General features: G+C 69.9%; 2 protein-coding genes. Both read left to right on the plus strand.

What is annotated here, in order from left to right:
* The first annotated feature begins 110 nt into the window (after nt 1–110).
* Complete coding sequence (locus ACJX2R_RS40810) at nt 111–4796, plus strand: amino acid adenylation domain-containing protein (protein ID WP_413104170.1); 4686 nt, start codon at nt 111–113, stop codon at nt 4794–4796.
* Nucleotides 4793–23275, plus strand: coding sequence for a non-ribosomal peptide synthase/polyketide synthase (locus ACJX2R_RS40815; RefSeq protein WP_413104171.1), 18483 nt, complete (start codon nt 4793–4795; stop codon nt 23273–23275). Before ACJX2R_RS40810 ends, ACJX2R_RS40815 begins: the two co-directional genes overlap by 4 nt.
* The last annotated feature ends 6 nt before the right edge of the window (nt 23276–23281 follow it).

Below are 23281 nucleotides of genomic sequence, written 5' to 3' on the forward strand. Positions count from 1 at the left end.
GTTAGACTCCCGATGCAAAATGACATGAGTATTTCAAAAGTAATTCGGTGCTGCTGCCCGGGAAGTGACCCGATATTAAGCAATGGGTGGTGCTCGTGCAAGACGGGGGAATGAATGGGTCTCGCCATCCTCGAGGGTTTAGCAATCCTCAGGGGGCTCGCTACCCGCTATCCGCTGCCCAGCGGGAGATCTGGGTGGCGCAGCGCATCAATCCGGATGGTCTGCAATTCCAGGTAGGCCAGTATGTCGAGATCCATGGGCCTCTCAACCCCGCCCTTTTCGAATCGGCCCTGCGCCGAGCCGTCACCGAGGCCGACACCCTGCACGCGCGCTTCCCGGACATCGACGGCGACATCGGCGGAGACATCGATGGCGGCATCGACGGCGTGCCCCATCAGGTGCTCGGCCCGCCCGGCGACTGGGCACTGCGGACCCTCGACCTGAGCCACGGCCCCGATCCCCGGGCCGCCGCCGAACGGTGGATGCGCGAGGAACTCAGGACGCCGATGGACCTGGCGCACGGTCCGTTGTTCTCCTTCGCCCTCATCAAGACGGCGGCGGATCGGTTCGTCTGGTACCAGGGGTATCACCACATCGTGACCGACGGAGCGGGCAGCACGCTCTTCGCCCGCCGGGTCGCCGAACTCTACACGGCATTTCACAAAGGCGAACCCGCCGGTGAGTCCCCATTCTCTTCACTGGCCGCACTGCTCGACCAGGAAGCCGAGTACCGGAAATCCGAGGAATTCGAGCGTGACCGCCGGTACTGGCTGGAGCGTTTTGCCTCCCCGCCCCAGGCCGCGCGTCTCACCACCGAGCCCGGCACCGAACCCAGCGATTTCCTGCGCCATACCACCCTGATCGGGGCTGATGAGGCCGACCGCCTCAGAGAAGCGGCGCGCGCCGCCCGGACCCACTGGTCGGTGGTGTTGACCGCTGTTGTCGCGGTCTATCTGCACCGCTTGACCGGGGCGGCGGACATCGCACTCGGCTTCGCCGTTTCGGCGCGTAAGGACCCGATTTCCCGCCGTACTCCCGGAACGCTGGCCAACATACTTCCGCTCCGCGTGGAATTGAGCGCCGCGACGACCTGGACCGATGTCCTGCGACGCCTTTCCCGGGAAGTCCGTATGGCCTTGTCGCACCAGCGCTACCGTGGCGAGGATCTGGCCCGCGACCTCCATCTCACCGGGGGCGTTCCGGCCCTCGTGGGGCCCGAGGTCAACGTCATGTCGTTCGACTGGGACCTGGAGTTCGGCGAGTGCCGGGCCACCCACCACAACCTGGCCAACGGCCCGATCCCCGATGTGTCGGTCATGGCCTACGAACAGCCCGACGGCGGAATCCGCATCGACCTGAACGGCAACGCCGACCTCTACAGCTCCCAGGATCTGGCCGACCACCAGCGGCGCCTCTTCGCCTTGCTGGAGGCGGCGGTGGTGGATGCGGGGCGGTGTGTGGGTGGCGTGGAGTTGGTGTCGGCGGCGGAGCGTGGGGCGCTGCTGGGTTGGGGGAGCGGTGCTCCGGGGGCGGCGCCGGGGGTGTTGGGCGAGCGGGTGGTGCGGTCCGGCGGTGCTGCGGTTGCGGTGAAGTGCGGTGAAGTTGCCTTGGCCTACGAGGAGTTGGGGTCGCGGTCGGATCGGTTGGCGCGGTTTTTGGTGGGGTGTGGGGTGGGGCCGGAGCGGTTGGTGGCGGTGGCGGTGCCGCGTTCGGTGGACTTGGTGGTGGTGTTGCTGGCGGTGTTGAAGGCCGGTGGCGCGTACGTACCGGTGGACCCCGGGTATCCCGCGGAGCGGGTGCGGTTCATGGTGGCGGATGCCGGGCCGGTCTTGGTGGTGACGACGGGTGATGTGGCGGGTCGGCTGCCGTCGTTGGACGTTCCGGTGGTGGCGCTGGACGATCCGGAGACGGCGCGGGAGGTGGATGAGCTTCCGGGCGCGGCGCTGACGGACGCGGATCGTCTGGCGCCGCTGCGTCCATCGCATCCGGCGTATGTGATGTACACCTCCGGTTCGACCGGCACCCCCAAAGGCGTCGTGGTGTCCCATCAGAGCCTGGTCAACACCATCGCGTGGGCCGTCGAAACCCTGGGGACGCGAGCCCTCTCCCACGTGATGATGTCCACCTCGGCGAGTTTCGACGTGTCCGCCTTCGAGCTGTTCGCGCCGCTCGCGTGCGGTGGACGGGTGGAGATCGTGGACGACGCCGTGGCCCTGGTGGAGCGGTTGCCCCACCGGCCGGAAGCGAGCCTGGTGAGCGGCGTCCCCTCGGCCCTGGCCCAGGTCGCGAAGGCCATCGGGCCACGGGACTTCCCGGGCGTCGTGGTCTGCGCCGGGGAGGCGCTGTCGGGCCCGGGGGCCCGCACCATCGGTGACGCCCTGCCCGGCTGCCGGGTGCTCAACGCCTACGGCCCGACGGAAGCCACGGTCTACGCGACGGCGGGGTGGTATGAGGGCGAGGCCGACGGTGCCGCACCGATTGGTGGGCCGATTGCCGGTATGCGGGTGTATGTGGTGGATGGTGGGTTGGGTTTGGTGCCGGTGGGTGTGGTGGGTGAGTTGTATGTGGCGGGTGTGGGGTTGGCTCGGGGTTATGTGGGGCGTGCGGGGTTGACGGCGGAGCGGTTTGTGGCGGATCCGTTTGGTGGGGTGGGGGAGCGGATGTACCGCACTGGGGACCTGGTGCGGTGGGATGCGTGGGGTCGGTTGGTGTTCGTGGGGCGTGTGGATGATCAGGTGAAGGTGCGGGGTTTTCGGATTGAGTTGGGTGAGGTGGAGGGTGCGGTGGGTGCGCATCCTTTGGTGGGTCAGGTGGCGGTGGTGGTGCGGGAGGACCGTCCGGGGGATCGGCGGTTGGTGGCGTACGTGGTCCCTGCCGGGGCCGGGTGCGATGTGGCCGTGGTGCGGGAGTTTGTGCGGGGGCGGTTGCCGGAGTTCATGGTGCCGGGTGCGTGGGTGGTGTTGGACCGGCTGCCGGTGACGGCGAACGGCAAGCTGGACCGGCGGGCCCTGCCGGTGCCGGAGGTCCGTGGAGCTGGTTCGGGTCGTGAGCCACGTACGGCCGTGGAGCGGACGCTGTGCCGTCTGTACGCCGAGGTGCTGGGCCTGGAGCGGGCGGGGGCCGAGGACGGCTTCTACGACCTCGGCGGGGACAGCATCTCCACCATCCAGCTGGTCAGCCGGGCCAGAGCGGCTGGGCTGGTCATCACTCCGGCCGATGTGTTCGCCCACAAGACGGTGGCCCGGCTGGCGCACACGGCGACGCCCACGACCGGTTCGGCCCGTGACCAGGCGGCCGATGTCCCGATCGGACGGGTGACACCGACCCCCATCATGGAGTGGCTTCGTGAGCGGGGCGGCCCGGTCGACGGGTTCTGCCAGGCGATGCTGATGACCACACCCACCGGAGCCGGTACCCCGCAACTCGCGGACGTTCTACAGGCCCTGACCGACCACCACGACGCGCTGCGGCTGCGGTTGGCGGACCGGCCCGACGGGGCATGGTCGCCCGAGGTGACCGTGGCGGGAACCGTACGGGCCGCGCAGCGGGTGCGCCGTATCGAGACCACGGACGACCGCCCCCCGGAAAGCCTGCTGGCCGAGCAGTTCACCGCCGCCCGTGGCCGCCTCGACCCGAGGGCCGGGGTGATGTGGCAGGCGGTGCACTTCGACACCGGGCCGTGGCATCCGGGGCGGCTCCTGCTGGTCATCCACCACCTGGCGGTCGACGGTGTCTCCTGGCGCGTCCTGCTGCCGGACCTGGCGGCCGCCTGGGCGGCGGTGGCGGCGGAACGGCCCGTGGAGTGGCAACCAGTCGGCACGTCGTTCCGCCGCTGGGCCGCACTGCTGGCCGCCGAGGCGAATACGGAGGCTCGGGAGGGGGAGCTGCGCCACTGGGAGGAGGCCCTGGCCGATGTACGGCCCGTGGTGGCGGAGCGGACCAGCGGCGGCCGTGACACCTTCGGGACCGCCGGAAACATGGCGTTGCCCATGCCCGCCGAGGACACCGAGCCGTTGCTGACCCGAGTGCCCCGGGTGTTCCACGCCGGTGTGCACGACGTACTGCTCGCCGCGTTCGCCGTGGCCCTCGACACGTGGCGGGAGCGCCACGGCCGGGGCGCCGCCGGCGGGCCCGTGGTGGTGGACGTGGAAGGACACGGCCGCTCACACCCACTGGCCGAGGAGGTGGACCTCTCGCGCACCGTCGGATGGTTCACCGCCCTCTATCCCGTCCGGCTGGAACCGGGCCGAGTGGACCAGGAGGAGGTCCGGCGTGGCGGCCCCGCGCTCGGCCGTGCGGTCAAGCGCGTCAAGGAGCAGCTGCGGGCCCTCCCCGGCCAGGGACTCGGCTACGGCCTGCTGCGCTACCTCAACCCCCGCACCCGGCCCCGCCTCGCCGCGCTCCCCACGCCCGACACCCGGTTCAACTACCTCGGCCGCATCGCCGCACCGCGCGGCGCGGCGCCGTGGACACCCGCCGGGGACGGTACGAGCGGGCCGCTCATGGCGGGCGCGGACGCCGACGCGCCGCTGCCCTACGCCCTGGAGCTGAACGCCGTCACGTACGACGGTTCCGACGGCCCGCACCTCATGGCGCACTGGTCGTGGGCCCGTGGGCCGCTCACCGAGGAGGAGGTGAGCGACCTCGCGCAGGCCTGGTTCACCGTGCTGAAGGCCATCACGGCGCATGCCGAACGCCCGGACGCGGGCGGCCACACACCCTCCGACCTCCCCCTGGTGAACCTCAACCAGGACCAGATCGACCGACTCGAGGCAGCGTGGAGGAAGAAGCGATGACACAGTCAGGACTGCTCGACGTCTTGCCGCTGTCGCCCTTGCAGGAAGGGCTGCTCTTCCACGCCGTGCATACCGGAAGCGGTAGCGACGGGTACACCGTCCAGATCGTGCTCCGGCTGGACGGGCATCTGCGCCCGGCCGCACTCCGGGCGGCGGCCGAAACGCTCCTGGACCGCCACCAGAACCTCCGCGCCGCCTTTCTGCACGAAGGGATGGACCAGCCCGTCCAGGTCATCCCCCGCGAGATCGAGCTGCCGTGGGAGGAGATCGACCTCACCGCAACCGCCGAAGCCGAAGCCGAAGTTGAAGCTGAAGGTGAGGTCGAAGCCCAAGCCGAAGCCGAGCGCCACGCCGCATGCGAGCGTGTCCTGGACGACGAGCGAAACCATCGGTTCGACCCCACCGACCCCCCGTTGCTCCGCTTCGCCCTGATCCGTATCGGGGTCGACCGCCACGTCCTCGCGCTCACCAACCACCACATCCTGCTCGACGGCTGGTCCTATCCCGTCCTGCTCCAGGAACTGTTCGAGCTCTACGCCCGCGAAGGCGACGACAGCCACCTGCCGCCGGTGACCCCCTACCGGGACTACCTCGCCTGGCTCGCGGCGCGGGACCGCGCGGCCGCCGAGGAAGGGTGGCGGCAGGCTCTGGCCGGGGTCGAGGAACCCACGCTGCTGGCCCCGGCCACCAACCCGGCACGCCCGGCCCGGCGGGACCGGGCCGCACTGGAACTCCCCGGTGACCTCACCGCGCGGCTTGAAGGCTGGGCACGCGACCACGGGCTGACCCTCGGCACCGTCATACAGGGCGCCTGGGCCATCATGCTGCACCGCCTGACCGGCCGTGCCGACGTCGTCTTCGGCATCACCACGGCCGGGAGGCCACCGGAGCTCCCGGGCGTCGAGAGCATGGTCGGACTGTTCATCAACACCGTGCCGGTGCGGATCACACTCGACCAGGACGAGAGCCTGGCCGCGCTGCTCGCCCGGGTGCAGAAGGAGCACATCCGTCTCCTGGAACGCCAGTACACCGGCCTCACCGAGGTATGCCAACTGGCCGGACATCCGCGGCTCTTCGACTCGCTCGTCGTGGTGGAGAACTACCCCATGGACCCGGACGCCGTCTGCCCACCGGAAACCGGCCTCCGGGTGACCGACATCAGCGGTCACGACGGCACCCACTACCCGCTCAGCCTGGTCGTCTTCCCCGGCGAGACGCTGCGTCTCCGACTGGACTACCGCGCCGATGTGTTCGACCGCGCCACGGTCGAGAGTGTGCTGCGGCGGCTGTCCGCCTTGTTGGAGGCGGTGGTGGTGGACGCGGGGCGGTGTGTGGGCGGCGTGGAGTTGGTGTCGGCGGCGGAGCGTCGGGAGTTGTTGGGGTGGGGCGGTGGCGGGGGCGGGACGGTGCCGTCGGGGACCGTGCCGGCGGTGTTGGGTGAGCGGGTTGCCGTGGTGTGTGACGAAGCCGCCCTGTCATTTGAGGAGTTGGGGTCGCGGTCGGATCGGTTGGCGCGGTTTTTGGTGGGGTGTGGGGTGGGGCCGGAGCGGTTGGTGGCGGTGGCGGTGCCGCGTTCGGTGGACTTGGTGGTGGTGTTGCTGGCGGTGTTGAAGGCCGGTGGCGCGTACGTACCGGTGGACCCGGAGTTTCCGGCGGAGCGGGTGCGGTTCATGGTGGCGGATGCCGGGCCGGTGCTGGTGGTGGCGACAGGTGATGTGGCGGGGCGGCTACCGTCGTTGGACGTCCCGGTGGTGGTGCTGGATGACCCGGAGACCGTGCGTGAGGTGGCGGGCCATCCGGATGGCGAGGTGACCGACGCGGATCGTCTGGCGCCACTGCGTCCATCGCATCCGGCGTATGTGATGTACACCTCGGGCTCGACCGGCACCCCCAAGGGCGTTGTGATCACACAGCATGCGCTGGTGGCGCTGGCCCGCGACCAGGCGTTCGACAGCAGTGCACACCACCGCGTGTTGGTGCACTCGCCCCTCGCCTTCGACGCGTCCACCTACGAGCTCTGGGTCCCCTTGCTCCGTGGCGGCAAGCTCGTCCTGATGCCCGATGGTCCGCTCGACACCACCTCCATGGCCAAGGCGATCGCCGAGCATGGCGTCACGGGCGTCTTCGCGACCACAGCACTGTTCAACAGCCTCGCCGATGAGTCACCCGACTTCTTCGCGAACGTCCAGGAGGTGTGGACGGGCGGCGAGGCCGCCTCCCTCGCGGCGGTGCGGCGGGTGACCGACACCTGCCCCGACACGGCCGTGGTGAACGCGTACGGCCCCACCGAGACCACGATGATCGCCACCTACCACCGGGTGGCGAGGGACGGATCGGCCGCCGAGGTGGTACCGATCGGCCGTGGCACGGACAGCACGCGGGTGTATGTGGTGGATGGTGGGTTGGGTTTGGTGCCGGTGGGTGTGGTGGGTGAGTTGTATGTGGCGGGTGTGGGGTTGGCGCGGGGGTATGTGGGGCGTGTGGGGTTGACGGCGGAGCGGTTTGTGGCGGATCCGTTTGGTGGGGTGGGGGAGCGGATGTATCGGACGGGGGATCTGGTGCGGTGGGATGCGTGGGGTCGGTTGGTGTTCGTGGGGCGTGTGGATGATCAGGTGAAGGTGCGGGGTTTTCGGATTGAGTTGGGTGAGGTGGAGGGTGCGGTGGGTGCGCATCCTTTGGTGGGTCAGGTGGCGGTGGTGGTGCGGGAGGACCGTCCGGGGGATCGGCGGTTGGTGGCGTACGTGGTCCCTGCCGGGGCCGGGTGTGATGTGGGGGTGGTGCGGGAGTTTGTGCGGGGGCGGTTGCCGGAGTTCATGGTGCCGGGTGCGTGGGTGGTGTTGGACCGGCTGCCGGTGACGGCGAACGGCAAGCTGGACCGGCGGGCCCTGCCGGTGCCGGAGGTTGGTGGAACGGAGTACACCGGGCCCAGGGATGGGGCCGAGGAACTGCTGTGCCGTTTGTTCGCTGAGGTGCTGGGTGTGGAGCGGGTGGGGGTCGAGGACGGTTTCTTCGATTTGGGTGGGCATTCGTTGTTGGCGACGCGGTTGGTGTCGCGGGTGCGGTCGGAGCTTGGGGTCGAGCTGCCGGTGGGGGTGGTGTTCGAGGCGCCGACGGTGGCCGGGCTGGCTCGTCGGGTGGCCAGGGGCGCGGGTCGGGCTGGTCGGGATCGGCCGGGGCTGGTGCGGTGTGATCGGCGGCCGGAGCGGTTGCCGGTGTCGTTCGCGCAGAGTCGGTTGTGGTTTCTGTATCGGTTGGAGGGGCGGTCGGCCACGTACAACATTCCGTTGGTGGTGCGGTTGTCGGGTGAGGTGGACAGCGAGGCGCTGGCTCGGGCGCTGTGGGATGTGGTGGGTCGGCATGAGAGCTTGCGGACGCTGTTCGCCGAGGTGGATGGGGTGGCCTGTCAGCGGGTGCTGTCGGTGGAGGAGGCCGACCTGCGGTGGCCGGGGTTGGAGACGGTCACGGTGGGCGATCGGGCCGAGGCCGATCGGGCGGTGGCCGGGGTGGTGCGGCACGCCTTCGACCTGGAGGAGGAACTGCCGCTGCGGGCAGTCCTGGTACGGGAGATCGCGTCGGGTCCCGTATGCACACTGGCATTGGTCGTGCATCACATCGCGGCGGATGGGTGGTCGCTGGGGCCGTTGTGGCGGGACGTGGCGGGAGCGTATGCGGCGCGGCGGGAGGGCCGGGCGCCGGGGTGGGAGCCGATGGCGGTGCAGTACGCCGACTACACGCTCTGGCAGCGCCAGGTGCTCGGTGCGGCTGATGCGCCGGGCAGTGCGCTGGCCGACCAACTGGACTACTGGCGTACCCATCTCGCGGGGATTCCCGAACAGCTCCCGCTGCCCACCGACCGGCCCCGCCCCCCGGTGGCCAGCCACCGAGGGCGCTGGATCGCGTTCGAGGTCGGCCCCGAGACGCACGGCAAACTGGCGGCTCTGGCCCGTGAGGCCGACGCGAGTGTGTTCATGGTGCTTCAGGCGGCCGTGGCGGCCCTGCTGACCCGTCTGGGAGCCGGCACGGACGTTCCGATCGGCAGCCCTGTCGCCGGACGTCCCGACGAGGCGCTGGACGACGTCGTCGGCTTCTTCGTCAACACGCTGGTGCTGCGTGCGGACACCTCCGGCGACCCATCCTTCCGGACACTGCTCGAACGGGTCCGCGACACCGCCCTCGCGGCCTACGCGCATCAGGAGCTGCCGTTCGAGCAGCTGGTCGAAGCGCTCAATCCGGAGCGCACGCTCGCCCGCCACCCGCTGTTCCAGGTGTCCTTGGCGTTGCAGACCGCGTGGGATCGGGACTTCGCGCTCCCGGGCACCACGGTCACCTTGGAATGGCCGGAGGCGCGGACCGCCAAGTTCGACCTGGCCTTCATGGTCAACGCACGCCAGGGCCACGGCGGGACGCACACCGGACTCGACGGGGCGCTGGAGTACGCCGTCGACCTCTTCGACCAGGAGACCGCCGAACGGCTCGCCGACCGCTTTCTGCGGGTGCTGGACGATGTGGTGGCGCGCCCGGACGCGCCGATCAGCCGCATCGACATACTGGACGCCGCCGAGCGACACCGGACCCTGGTGGCATGGAATGACACGGAGCGGCCGGATCTGCCACGGCTGTCGTTCGGTGCGCTCTTCGAGGACCGGGTGCGCAGGTCCCCGGACGCCCTCGCCGTGGAGTGCGGAGGGCTCCACCTGTCGTACGCGGACCTCGACGCCCGAGCCAACCAACTCGCCCACCATCTCACCCAGCGCGGTGTCGGGCCGGAGTCGCGCGTGGCGCTGGCCTTCGGCCGTTCCGTGGACATGGTGGTCGGGGCACTCGCCGTACTGAAGACCGGCGCGGCGTATCTGCCGGTCGACCCCGCCTATCCGGCCGAGTGGATCGCCTTCGTCCTGGCCGACAGCGCGGTGAGCGCGGTGGTCACGCGGAGCGCGTTCGCGGAGTCACTGCCGAGTGCGGCCGTCTCCACCGTGGTGACGGACACGCCGGAGACGATGTCCGACATCCGCCGGCAGCCGACCACCTCCCCGGCGGTGTCGGTGCCCCTGGCCGCCGCGGCCTACGTGATCTACACATCGGGGTCGACCGGGCGTCCCAAGGGCGTGGTGGTCACCCACTCCGGCATCGCGGGGCTGGCAACCGCCCAGGTGGAACGGTTCGCTCTGGACCCCTCTGCGCGGATCTTGCAGTTGGCGTCGCCGAGCTTCGACGCCTCCGTGATGGAGTTCCTGATGGCATGGGCTTCAGGGGGCGCGCTGGTCATTCCGGAGCGGTCGGGGGTCCTGGCGGGCGAGGAGCTCGCCGGGGTGATCCGGCGATGTGGGATCACTCATGCGTTGATCTCGCCGACCGTTCTTGCCGGTATGCCGACATCCGAACTCCCCTCGTTGCGAACGCTGTTGGTCGGCGGCGAGGCATGCGGCCCTGAACTCGTCGGGCGGTGGGCGCCTGGGCGGCGGATGGTGAACGCGTACGGCCCCACCGAGGCGACGGTGTGGGCCACGGCCGGTGCCCTGGAAGCCGGACGCCATGCGCCGGCCGGTGGGGCGCCCACCATCGGCGTACCGGTCGTTGGCGCGCAGGTGTATGTCCTGGACGCGTGGTTGCGACCGCTGCCGACCGGAGTGGCGGGGGAGATCTATCTGGCCGGGGCGGGCCTGGCCAGGGGCTATCTGGGCCGTCCCGGGTTGACGGCCGGGCGGTTCGTGGCGAACCCCCTCTCTGGGGCTGGGCTTGGGGCTGGGGCTGGGCCTGGGGCTGGCTCCGGAGCGCGGATGTACCGCACCGGGGACCTGGGCCGATGGCGGTCGGACGGGTCCTTGGAGTACGTGGGGCGTGTGGATGATCAGGTGAAGGTGCGGGGTTTTCGGATTGAGTTGGGTGAGGTGGAGGGTGCGGTGGGTGCGCATCCTTTGGTGGGTCAGGTGGCGGTGGTGGTGCGGGAGGACCGTCCGGGGGATCGGCGGTTGGTGGCGTATGTGGTGGCTGCTGGGAGTGGGTGTGATGTGGGGGTGGTGCGGGAGTTTGTGCGGGGGAGGTTGCCGGAGTTCATGGTGCCTAGTGGGTGGGTGGTGTTGGACAGGCTGCCGGTGACGGTGAACGGCAAGCTGGATCGGCGTGCGTTGCCGGTGCCGGAGGCGCGGGGGGCGGGTTCGGGACGTGGGCCGCGTACGGCGGTGGAGCGGGCGTTGTGTGGTCTGTTCGCCGAGGTGTTGGGTGTGGAGCGGGTGGGGGTCGAGGACGGCTTCTTTGATCTGGGTGGGCATTCGTTGTTGGCGACGCGGTTGGTGTCGCGGGTGCGGTCTGAGCTTGGGGTCGAACTGCCGGTGGGGGCGGTGTTTGAGGACTCGACGGTGGCCGGGCTGGCTCGTCGGGTGGCCAGGGGCGCGGTGGGTCAAGCGGGCCGGGAGCGGCCGGGGCTGGTGCGGTGTGATCGGCGGCCGGAGCGGTTGCCGGTGTCGTTCGCGCAGAGTCGGTTGTGGTTTCTGTATCGGTTGGAGGGTCGGTCGGCTACGTACAACATTCCGTTGGTGGTGCGGTTGTCGGGTGAGGTGGATGGTGGGGCGCTGGGGTGGGCGTTGCGGGATGTGGTGGGTCGGCATGAGAGCTTGCGGACGCTCTTTGCCGAGGTGGATGGGGTGGCCTGTCAGCGGGTGCTGTCGGTGGAGGAAGCGTGCCAGCGGTGGCCGGGGTTGGAGACGGTCACGGTGGGCGGCCGGGTCGAGGTCGAGCGGGCGGTGGCCGGGGTGGTGCGGTACGCCTTCGACCTGGCGGAGGAACTGCCGCTGCGGGCGGTGATGGTGCGCGAGCCTGCGTTGGCGGGGGCTGAATGCACGCTGGTGTTGGTGATGCATCACATTTCGGCGGATGGGTGGTCGCTGGGGCCGTTGTGGCGGGATGTGGTTTGTGCTTATGAGGCGCGGAGGGAGGGCCGGGCACTCGGGTGGGAGCCGTTGCCGGTGCAGTATGCCGACTACACCCTCTGGCAACGGGAAATATTGGGCTCTCCTGATGTACCCGGCAGTGTGCTGGGTGGCCAGTTGGAGTACTGGCGGGTCAAGCTGGAGGGTGCTCCTGAGCAGCTTCCGTTGCCGACTGATTGGCCGCGTCCTGTGGTGGCGAGTCATCGGGGTGCGACGGTGGGGTTTGTGTGGCCGGGGTGGTTGCATGGTGGGTTGGTGGGGGTGGCGGGTGCGGAGGGTGCGACGTTGTTCATGGCGTTGCATGCGGGGCTTGTGGCGGTGTTGTCGCGGTTGGGTGCGGGTGAGGATGTGGTGTTGGGGTCGGTGATCGCGGGGCGTGGGGATGAGGTGTTGGAGGATCTGGTCGGGTTTTTTGTGAATACGTTGGTGTTGCGGGTGGATATGTCGGGGCGTCCTGGGTTTCGGGAGTTGTTGGGGCGGGTGCGGGGGGTGGATTTGGAGGCGTATGCGCATCAGGATGTGCCGTTTGAGTATCTGGTGGAGGCGTTGAATCCGGCGCGGACGTTGGCGCATCATCCGTTGTTCCAGGTGATGCTGGCGTTGCAGAACACCGGGCACAGCGGCTTTGACCTGCCGGGTGCGGAGGGGAAGGTGGAGCAGGTAGGTGCGGGCACTTCGCGGATGGATCTGCTGGTCAGCGTCGGTGAGCGTTACGCGGACGATGGCACGCCGGCTGGGTTGGACATCACGGTGGAGTACAACACGGACATCTTCACCGAGCGGACGGTCGATTCGCTCATCCAGCGGTGGCGCCGCCTGCTGGAGACGGCCCTCACCGACCCCGACCAGCCGGTCACCGACATCGACCTACTGGAAACCGGCGAGCGCACCGCACTCCTCCGCCAAGGCAACCCCGCCACGGCCCACCCTTCACCCGGCACCACCACCCTCCCCGCCCTGCTGACCGCCCAGGCCGTCCACACTCCCCACGCACCCGCCGTGGAATGGGGAGACGAATGCCTCACCTACGAGGAAGCCGACGTAAGGGCGAATCGGCTGGCTCGGTATCTGATCGGGCGTGGAGCCGGGCCGGAAGCGGTGGTGGCCGTGGCGGTGCCACGCTCGTTCGACATGGTCATCGCGGTTCTGGCGGTCCTCAAGTCGGGCGCCACCTATCTGCCGATCGACATGGCGTACCCGCCGTCCCGTATCGGCTTTACGCTGCGCGACTCGCGCCCTCTCGCGGTGGTGACGACGACCAGCCGCGCCCTCGGCGATCTGGGTTGCGAGGACGTTCCTACGGTGGTGCTCGACGACCCGGACACCGCTGACACGATCGCCGCCCTGTCTGGCTCCGATGTCACCGACGCGGACCGCGTGCACCCTCTGCATCCCCTGCACCCGGCCTATCTCATCTACACCTCCGGCTCCACCGGCACCCCCAAGGGGGTCGCCGTGCCGCATGCCGGGATCGCGAGCCTGGCACTGACACAGGCCGACCGGTTCGACGTGGGCGAGGGGAGCCGGGTTCTGCAACTGGCCTCACCCGGTTTCGATGTGTCCATGATGGAGCTGGTCATGGCCGTCGCCACCGGGGCCACGCTGATCGTTCCGCCCGCCCGGACGCTGGTGGGCGAGGACTTGGCCGTCGTGCTGCGGGACCAACGCATCAGCCACGCCGTCATGTCGCCGACCGTGCTGGGCAGCATTCCCGATGGCGCCTTCCCTGACCTCCGCACCTTGATCATCGGGATTGAGGCATGTCCGGGAGAACTGGTCCAGCGGTGGTCCGTCGGGCGGCGGATGGTGAATGCCTACGGCCCCACCGAGGCCACGGTGTACGTCACGGCCACAGGACAGCTCTCCGGTCCGGACGTGCCCCCGATCGGTGGGCCGATTGCCGGTATGCGGGTGTATGTGGTGGATGGTGGGTTGGGTTTGGTGCCGGTGGGTGTGGTGGGTGAGTTGTATGTGGCGGGTGTGGGGTTGGCTCGGGGTTATGTGGGGCGTGTGGGGTTGACGGCGGAGCGGTTTGTGGCGGATCCGTTTGGTGGGGTGGGGGAGCGGATGTATCGGACGGGGGATTTGGTGCGGTGGCGGTCGGATGGGGTTTTGGAGTTTGTGGGGCGTGTGGATGATCAGGTGAAGGTGCGGGGTTTTCGGATTGAGTTGGGTGAGGTGGAGGGTGCGGTGGCCGCCCATTCGTCGGTGGGTCAGGTGGCGGTGGTGGTGCGGGAGGATCGTCCGGGGGATCGGTGGTTGGTGGCGTATGTGGTCCCTGCTGAGGGTGGGTGTGATGTGGGGGTGGTGCGGGAGTTTGTGCGGGGGCGGTTGCCGGAGTTCATGGTGCCGGGTGCGTGGGTGGTGTTGGATCGGCTGCCGGTGACGGTGAACGGGAAGCTGGATCGGCGGGCGTTGCCGGTGCCGGAGGGTGGCGGTGGATTGGAGTACACCGGGCCGAGGGATGGGGTGGAGGAGTTGCTGTGCGGTTTGTTCGCTGAGGTGCTGGGTGTGGAGCGGGTGGGGGTCGAGGACGGTTTCTTCGATTTGGGTGGGCATTCGTTGTTGGCGACGCGGTTGGTGTCGCGGGTGCGGTCGGAGCTGGGGGTCGAGCTGCCTGTGGGGGTGGTGTTCGAGGCGCCGACCGTGGCCGGACTCGCCCGCAAGCTGGCCGGGAATGCGGAAGGACAGGCGGGCCGGGAGCGGCCCGAGCTCGTGCGGTGTGATCGGCGGCCGGAGCGGTTGCCGTTGTCCTTCGCCCAGAGTCGGTTGTGGTTTCTGTATCGGTTGGAGGGTCGGTCGGCTACGTACAACATTCCGTTGGTGGTGCGGTTGTCGGGTGAGGTGGATGGTGGGGCGCTGGGGTGGGCGTTGCGGGATGTGGTGGGTCGGCATGAGAGCTTGCGGACGCTCATTGCCGAGGTGGATGGGGTGGCCTGTCAGCGGGTGCTGTCGGCGGAAGAAGCATGGCAGCGGTGGCCCGGTCTGGAGACGGTCACGGTGGGCGGCCGGGCCGAGGCCGAGCGGGCGGTGGCCGAGGTGGTGCGGCACGCCTTCGACCTGGCGGAGGAACTACCGCTGCGGGCAGTCCTGGTGCAGGACATCACCGACCAACCACAACCGGCTTGGACATTGATGCTGGTCGCCCACCACATCGCGGCGGATGGGTGGTCGCTCGGGCCGTTGTGGCGGGACGTGGCGGAGGCGTATGTGGCGCGGCGGGAGGGCCGGGCGCCGGGGTGGGAACCGATGGCGGTGCAGTACGCCGATTACACGCTCTGGCAGCGCCAGGCCCTCGGTGCGGCTGATGCGCCGGGCAGTGTGCTGGGTGACCAGTTGGAGTACTGGCGCGCCCACCTGGCCGGTATCCCCGAACAGCTTCCCCTGCCGACTGATTGGCCGCGTCCTGTGGTGGCGAGTCATCGGGGTGCGACGGTGGGGTTTGTGTGGCCGGGGTGGTTGCATGGTGGGTTGGTGGGGGTGGCGGGTGCGGAGGGTGCGACGTTGTTCATGGCGTTGCATGCGGGGCTTGTGGCGGTGTTGTCGCGGTTGGGTGCGGGTGAGGATGTGGTGTTGGGGTCGGTGATCGCGGGGCGTGGGGATGAGGTGTTGGAGGATCTGGTCGGGTTTTTTGTGAATACGTTGGTGTTGCGGGTGGATATGTCGGGGCGTCCTGGGTTTCGGGAGTTGTTGGGGCGGGTGCGGGGGGTGGATTTGGAGGCGTATGCGCATCAGGATGTGCCGTTTGAGTATCTGGTGGAGGCGTTGAATCCGGCGCGGACGTTGGCGCATCATCCGTTGTTCCAGGTGATGCTGGCGTTGCAGAACACCGGGCACAGCGGCTTTGACCTGCCGGGCGTGGAGGGGAAGGTGGAGCAGGTCGGTGCGGGCACTTCGCGGATGGATCTGCTGGTCAGCGTCGGTGAGCGTTACGCGGACGATGGCACGCCGGCTGGGTTGGACATCACGGTGGAGTACAACACGGACATCTTCACCGAGCGGACGGTCGATTCGCTCATCCAGCGGTGGCGCCGCCTGCTGGAGACGGCCCTCACCGACCCCGACCAGCCGGTCACCGACATCGACCTGCTCACCCCCGCCGAGCGCGTCACCCTCCTCAGCCAAGGCAACTCCATCACCGTCTACCCCTCACCCGGCACCACCACCCTCCCCGCCCTCCTGGCCGCCCAAGCCGCCCGCACTCCCCACGCACCCGCCGTGAGCTACGACGGCGAAGTCATGACCTACGCGGAGCTCGATGCGCGGGCGAACAGGCTGGCCCGCGTGCTGATTGCCCGGGGAGTGGGGCCGGAGCGCGTGGTGGCCGTATGCCTGCCCCGCACCCCGGAGGCGGTCGTCGCCCTGCTGGCCGTCCTCAAAGCGGGCGGCGCCTATCTACCGGTCGATCCCGCGTACCCGGCCGAGCGGATCGCGTTCATGCTGGGTGACGCCGGGCCGGTCGTGGTCCTGGCCGACTCCGAGACTGTACGGCTCCTACCGCCGCCACCCCCGACCCCGGCCTCGACCCCGCCCCCCGTCCCCGCGCCGGTGTGCGTACTCGACTGCCCGGACATGGTGCGCGCCCGTGCCGAACAGGACGCCACCCCCGTGACGGACCGTGAGCGGCTGGGGCCGCTCACCGCCGGAAACCTGGCGTATGTCCTCTACACATCAGGGTCCACGGGAACGCCGAAGGGCGTGGCGGTGCAACACTCCTCCGTGGTCGGGCTGATGGACTGGGCCCGGGAGCGCTTTGGGCCCGAGCGGCTGTCGTCGGTGTTGTTGTCGACCTCGCTGAACTTTGACGTCTCGGTCTTCGAACTGTTCGCACCGCTGACGGTCGGTGGCCAGGTCGAGCTCGTCGAGCACCTTCCGGCGCTGGTGGAGCGGGGTGGCTGGTCCGGCGGACTGATCAGCGGGGTGCCGTCGATCGTGGCGCAGGTGCTCGGCTCCGGCGCACGGCTGGCCGCGCACGATGTGGTGTTCGCCGGGGAAGGGCTGCCGGCACGTGTGTTCAACGAGGTCAGGCAGGCCATACCGGATGCGCGAATAGCGAATGTCTACGGTCCGACCGAGGCCACGGTCTACTGCCTGGAGTGGCACTCGGCCGGGCAGGAGACGCTCACCCGCCCGGCGCTGACGGGCACACCCCTGCCGAACACCTCCGCCTACGTCCTGGACGCCGAGCTGAAACTGGTCCCACCGGGGGTCGCGGGGGAGCTGTATATCGCCGGGCCGGGGCTGGCCCGGGGCTATCTCGCCCGCGCCGGGCTGACGGCCCAGCGCTTCGTCGCCGATCCCTACGGGCCGCCCGGTACCCGCGCCTACCGCACCGGTGACCTGGTGCGATGGACCGAGGACGGCCAGCTCGACTATCTGGGCCGTGCCGATGAGCAGGTGAAGGTGCGGGGGATCCGCATGGAGCCGGGCGAGGTGGAGGGCGTGGTGGCCGCGCATCCCTCGGTGGGCCAGGTGGCGGTGGTGGTGCGGGAGGACCGGCCGGGCGACCGGCGGCTGGTGGCCTATGTGGTCCTGGCCCCGGCGGGTCTGGACGTGGCGGTCCCGGACGTGGCGGAGCTGCGCGCCTTCGTACGGGAGCGAGTGCCCGAGTACATGGTGCCCGCGGCGTTCGTCGTCCTGGACCGGCTGCCCGTCACCGCCAATGGCAAGCTCGACCGAAACGCCCTGCCCGCACCGGAGTTCACCTCCCAGGCCTCGGGCCGCGCACCACGCACGGCCGTGGAGGAGACCCTGTGTGGACTGTTCCAACAGGTTCTGGGCGTGGCAGTGGTGGATGTCGAGGACAGCTTCTTCGACTTGGGCGGCGACAGCATTTCCTCCATCCAACTGGTCAGCCGGGCGCGGTCGGCCGGGGTGGTGATCACCGCTCGGGACGTGTTCCTGCGGAAGACCGTGGCCGGGCTGGCCTCCGTCGCGGAGGTGGCGGAGGTGGCGGAGGTGGCGGAGATGGCGGGAGCGGTGGGAGCGGCAGGAGCGGCGGAAGTGGCGGAAGCGCCGGAGGGAGCCGGGGCGCTGGCTCCGATGGCGGACCGCGGGGTCGGCGACGTGGCCACGACCCCCATCATGGAGTGGCTGCGGGAACGTGGCGGCCCGGTCGGCGAGTTCTGCCAGACGATGCTGGTCACCGTGCCCGCCGGGGCGGGCTCGGACCGGCTGAGCAGGGTACTGCGGGCCGTGACCGACCACCATGACGTGCTGCGGTTGAGGGTGACGGACCGCGACGGAGGACGGTGGTCGCTCGAGGTGCCCCCGGCCGGATCCGTGGACACCGCGGCGCGGGTGCGCCAGGTGTCCGGTGGCGCGGACGGACACGTAGGGCGGCGGCTGCTCCAGGAGGAGTTCATGGCGGCCCGGGGGCGGCTGGACCCGTGGTCCGGTGTGATGTGGCAGGCGGTGTACTTCGCCGCCGGGCCGGACCGTCCGGGCCGGGTGCTGCTGGTGCTGCACCATCTGGTGGTGGACGGCGTGTCCTGGCGGATCCTGCTGCGCGATCTGCGGGCCGCCTGGGATGCGGTGGTAGCCGACCGGCCGGTGGCGCTGGAGCCGGTGGGCACGTCGTTCCGCCGGTGGGCCGCGCTGCTGACGGCCGAGTCGTGCGCTCCCGCCAGGGAGGCCGAGTCGCCGTGGTGGGAGCGGACCCTCACCGACGTACGCACCCTCACTGACGTACGCACCCTCACCGACGTACGGCCCCTTGCGGACGGGGGCGAGTCCTGGCGGGACGAGGTGGCCGCCGGGCCCGGCACCGCCAGCCTCACCCTGCGGCTTCCCGCCCCGGACACCGAGCCACTGCTGGGGCGGGTCCCCGCGGTGTTCCACGCGGGAGTGCAGGATGTGCTGCTCGCCGCGTTCGCGGTGGCGGTCGACGCCTGGCGGGTACGCCATGGGCGGGGCGTCGCGGGCGAACCGGTGGTGGTGGACGTAGAAGGACATGGCCGGTCGCACCGACTGTCCACCGACGTCGACCTGGCGCGTACGGTCGGCTGGTTCACCACCCTCTACCCCCTGCGGCTGGAGGCGGGCCCGGTGACCTGGGAAGACGTCACCGGCGCGGGCCCCGGTCTGGGACATGCGGTCAAACGTGTGAAGGAACAGCTGCGGGCCGTACCGGACCAAGGGCTGGGCTACGGTCTGCTGCGCCACCTCAACCCCCGTACCGGCCCCCGACTCGCCGCGCTCCCGACCCCGGACATCGGCTTCAACTACCTGGGCCGCTTCACCGAGGCCGACCGCGAGGAACCGTGGATGCCATCGGCCATCGACGACGGCGGGGTCCTGTCGGGGGCCGGTGATGACACCGGAATGCCACCGGCCCATGTGCTGGAGCTGAACGCGGTCACCGTCGACACCTCGCGGGGCCCCTGCCTGACGGCGACCTGGTCCTGGGCGGAGGGAGCACTCAGCCAGGGGGAGGTGGACGACCTCGCGCACACCTGGTTCCGTGTCCTCCGGGCCGTCACCGAACACGCCGGCCGGCCGGGCGCCGGAGGGCTCACCCCCTCCGATGTGAAACCGGCCGCGCTGACCCAGGGCGACATCGAACGCGTCGAAGCAGCATGCGCACCGGCCGCGCTGAGCGACATCCTGCCGCTGACACCCCTCCAGGAAGGGCTGCTCTTCCACGCCCTCTACGACGCCCGCACCACCGACGGCTACGTCGTCCAACTCGGCCTCGACCTCGACGGGCCGCTGGACCGCCACGCCCTGCGCCAGGCGGCCGAGGCGCTGTTGCGCCGCCATCCGAACCTGCGGGCGGGCTTCTGGCACGAGGGGCTGGAACGCCCGGTCCAGGTCGTGCCCGCCACCGTGACGCTCCCCTGGCGGGAGATCGACCTCCGGCAGCTGGACGGTGACGGACAGCCCAGTGGCGACAAGCAGCTCAGTGGCGACGGACAGCTCGGTGGCGATCGGCAGCTACGTGTCGACAGGCAGCGCGAGGAGCTGCGTGAGGAGCAGCGCGAGGAGCTGCGTGAGGTGGCGGCGGCCGAACGCAACCGGCGGTTCGAACCGACCAGTCCGCCACTCCTCCGCCTCACCCTGATACGGCTCGGCGACCACCGCCACCACCTCCTGCTGACACACCACCATCTGCTGCTGGACGGCTGGTCGCTGCCGGTGGTGATGCGCGATCTGTTCCAGCTGTACCGGACCCGGGGAGGCGCGGCCGAGTTGCCGCCCGTCACTCCCTACCGCGACTTCCTCACCTGGCTAGCCGAACGGGACGAGCGGGACCGGGGCGCGGCGGAGGCCGCATGGCGGCAGGCACTCGACGGAGTGGAGGGCCCGACGCTCATCGCTCCCACCGCGGGCCCGTCCGGCGCCTCGCGCCCTCCTGAGGAGGTCTTGACGGAGCTGTCCCCGGAGGCCACGTCCGCGCTGACAGCGCTCGCACGCGGCCGGGGGTGGACGGTCAACACCCTCGTCCAGGGCGCCTGGGGCATCGTCCTCGGCAAACTCACCGGAAGCGATGACGTGGTCTTCGGGGCCACCGTGTCCGGCCGTCCCCCGGAGCTGCCCGGGGTGGAGAACATGGTCGGGCTCTTCATCAACACCCAGCCGGTGCGGATCCGCCTGAACCCGGCCGAATCACTGTCCTCCCTGCTGACCAGGGCGCAGGAGCAGGCGTCCCGGCTCGTCGAGCACCAGCATCTCGGCCTGACGGACATCCACCGCCTGGCCGGTCACCCCCAGCTCTTCGACACGCTCGTACTCTTCGAGAACTACCCCCTCGACCCGGAAGCGCTGCGCTCCCCGTCCGACGGGCCGCGGTTGGCCGGAGTCGAGGGCCACGATGCCACGCACTACCCGCTGTGCCTGGTCGCCACGCAGCAGCGTTCCCTGCGTCTCCGCCTGGACTACCGCCCCGACGCCTTCGACCGCTCCACGGTCGCCTCGCTCGCCCGCCGTCTGGAACGCCTGCTCGCGGCGATGGCCGCCGACCCCGATCGGCCACTGGCCGCCATCGACCTGCTGACCGCGGCGGAACGACGGCGCCTGGCCGCGCCGAACACCACCGAGGCCGCCCTACCGTCGTCCACCGTGGCCGACCTGCTCGCGGCGCGAGCGGCGCGCACCCCGGAGGCACACGCGCTGGTGGCGGGTGGCACGGTACTGACCTACGCGGAACTCCACGCGCGGGCGAACCGGCTGGCCCGTGTGCTCATCGAGCGCGGTGCGGGCCCGGAGCGGGTCGTGGCCCTCTCGCTGCCACGGTCCGCGGACATGGTCGTGGCATTGCTGGCCGTCATGAAGACGGGGGCGGCCTATCTTCCCCTCGACCCGGATCAACCGGCCGAGCGGGCCCGCTTCATGCTCCACGACGCGGCCCCCGTCGCCCTCGTGACCACCGAGGCCGGAGTGGCGAAGCTGTCGGGTGCCGGGGCCTCGGTGCGGTGCCTCCCGCTGAATGCCGCCGAGACCGAGGCCGCTCTGCGGAACCGCTCGGACGCCGACATCGACGACGCGGAGCGGATGGCTCCGCCCCACCCGCTGAGCACGGCGTACGTCATCTACACCTCGGGCTCCACCGGCCGTCCGAAGGGTGTCGCCGTGACACAGCGGTCCCTGCTGAACCTACTGGTGGGGATGGCCGACGAGCTGGGCCTGGTACCGGAGGACCGCTGGCTCGCGGTCACCACGATCAGCTTCGACATCGCCGCGCTCGAACTGTTCGGCCCGCTGCTGGCCGGTGCCACGGTCGTCTTGGCGACCAGGGACGAGGTCCACGACCCGGCACGGCTGTCCCGGCTGCTGACCGAGAGCGGCACGACGGTCATGCAGGCCACGCCGACGCTGTGGGCGGCGCTGCTGGAACACCACCGAGCCGATCTGACCGGTGTACGGATCCTGACCGGCGGTGAGGCGCTGCCCGTGGCCCTGGCACACGAGTTGCGGGACCGTGAGGTTGATGTCGTCAACGTCTATGGCCCGACGGAGACCACTATCTGGTCCACGCTCTCCCGTTGCTCTGAGGACGGAACAACACCGACCATCGGTGGTCCGATCGCCAACACGCGGGTGTATGTGGTGGATGGTGGGTTGGGTTTGGTGCCGGTGGGTGTGGTGGGTGAGTTGTATGTGGCGGGTGTGGGGTTGGCTCGGGGTTATGTGGGGCGTGCGGGGTTGACGGCGGAGCGGTTTGTGGCGGATCCGTTTGGTGGGGTGGGGGAGCGGATGTACCGCACTGGGGATCTGGTGCGGTGGCGGTCGGATGGGGTTTTGGAGTTTGTGGGGCGTGTGGATGATCAGGTGAAGGTGCGGGGTTTCCGGATTGAGTTGGGTGAGGTCGAGGGTGCGGTGGCCGCCCATTCGTCGGTGGGTCAGGTGGCGGTGGTGGTGCGGGAGGACAGTCCGGGGGATCGGCGGTTGGTGGCGTATGTGGTCCCTGCTGAGGGCGAGTGTGACGTAGCTGTGGTGCGGGAGTTTGTGCGGGGGCGGTTGCCGGAGTTCATGGTGCCGGGTGCGTGGGTGGTGTTGGATCGGCTGCCGGTGACGGTGAACGGGAAGCTGGATCGGCGGGCGTTGCCGGTGCCGGAGGGTGGCGGTGGATTGGAGTACACCGGGCCGAGGGATGGGGTGGAGGAGTTGCTGTGCGGTTTGTTCGCTGAGGTGCTGGGTGTGGAGCGGGTGGGGGTCGAGGACGGTTTCTTCGATTTGGGTGGGCATTCGTTGTTGGCGACGCGGTTGGTGTCGCGGGTGCGGTCGGAGCTGGGGGTCGAGCTGCCTGTGGGGGTGGTGTTCGAGGCGCCGACGGTGGCCGCGCTGGCCAGCAGGCTGGAGAGTGGCGACGGTGGCAAGGGCCTCGATGTCCTGCTGCCGCTGCGGCCATACGGCAGCCGTGCACCGCTTTTCTGCATCCACCCGGCCGGTGGGATCAGCTGGCCCTATTCCGGGCTGCTGCGCCATATCGACGCCGACCACCCTGTCTACGGCCTCCAGGCACGGGGGCTGTCCGGTACGGAGACACCACACGCCACGGTCGAGGAGATCGCCGCGGACTATCTGCGCCAGATCCGTACCGTGCGGCCACACGGCCCGTACCACCTCCTCGGCTGGTCCTTCGGCGGCATCGTCGCCCATGCGATCGCGACCCGGCTCCAGGAGGAGGGCGAGGACGTGGCCTTGCTGGCCGTGCTCGACACCTACCCCCTGGCGGCCGTGCCTGCGGAGGAATCACTGCCAGAGGCGGAGGACCGCGACCTCCGGTCCATGTTCCTCGACGTCCTGGCGGATGGGGCGCACTCCCTGGACGAGGAGATCCTGACGGCGCTGTGCCACAGCCACGCGCAGCATGAGCGAGCCGCCAGGGAACACCGGCCTCGGCGGTTCCACGGGGAGATGGACCTCTTCATCGCGACGGAGGAACCCACCGACCACCGGACCGCCGCATGGGGTACGGCTGATTCCTGGGCGCCGTACGTCGAGGGAGACATCCGGACCCACGAGGTGCCCAGTACCCACGACCACCTGATGACGCAGCGGGCACTGGATCACATCGGCCCCGTTGTCGCCCGGGGTCTCGGGCGGCCGTAGCGCACC

It is taken from the genome of Streptomyces sp. Inha503 (assembly GCF_047215865.1).
GTDB classification, from domain to species: Bacteria; Actinomycetota; Actinomycetes; order Streptomycetales; family Streptomycetaceae; genus Streptomyces; species Streptomyces lycopersici.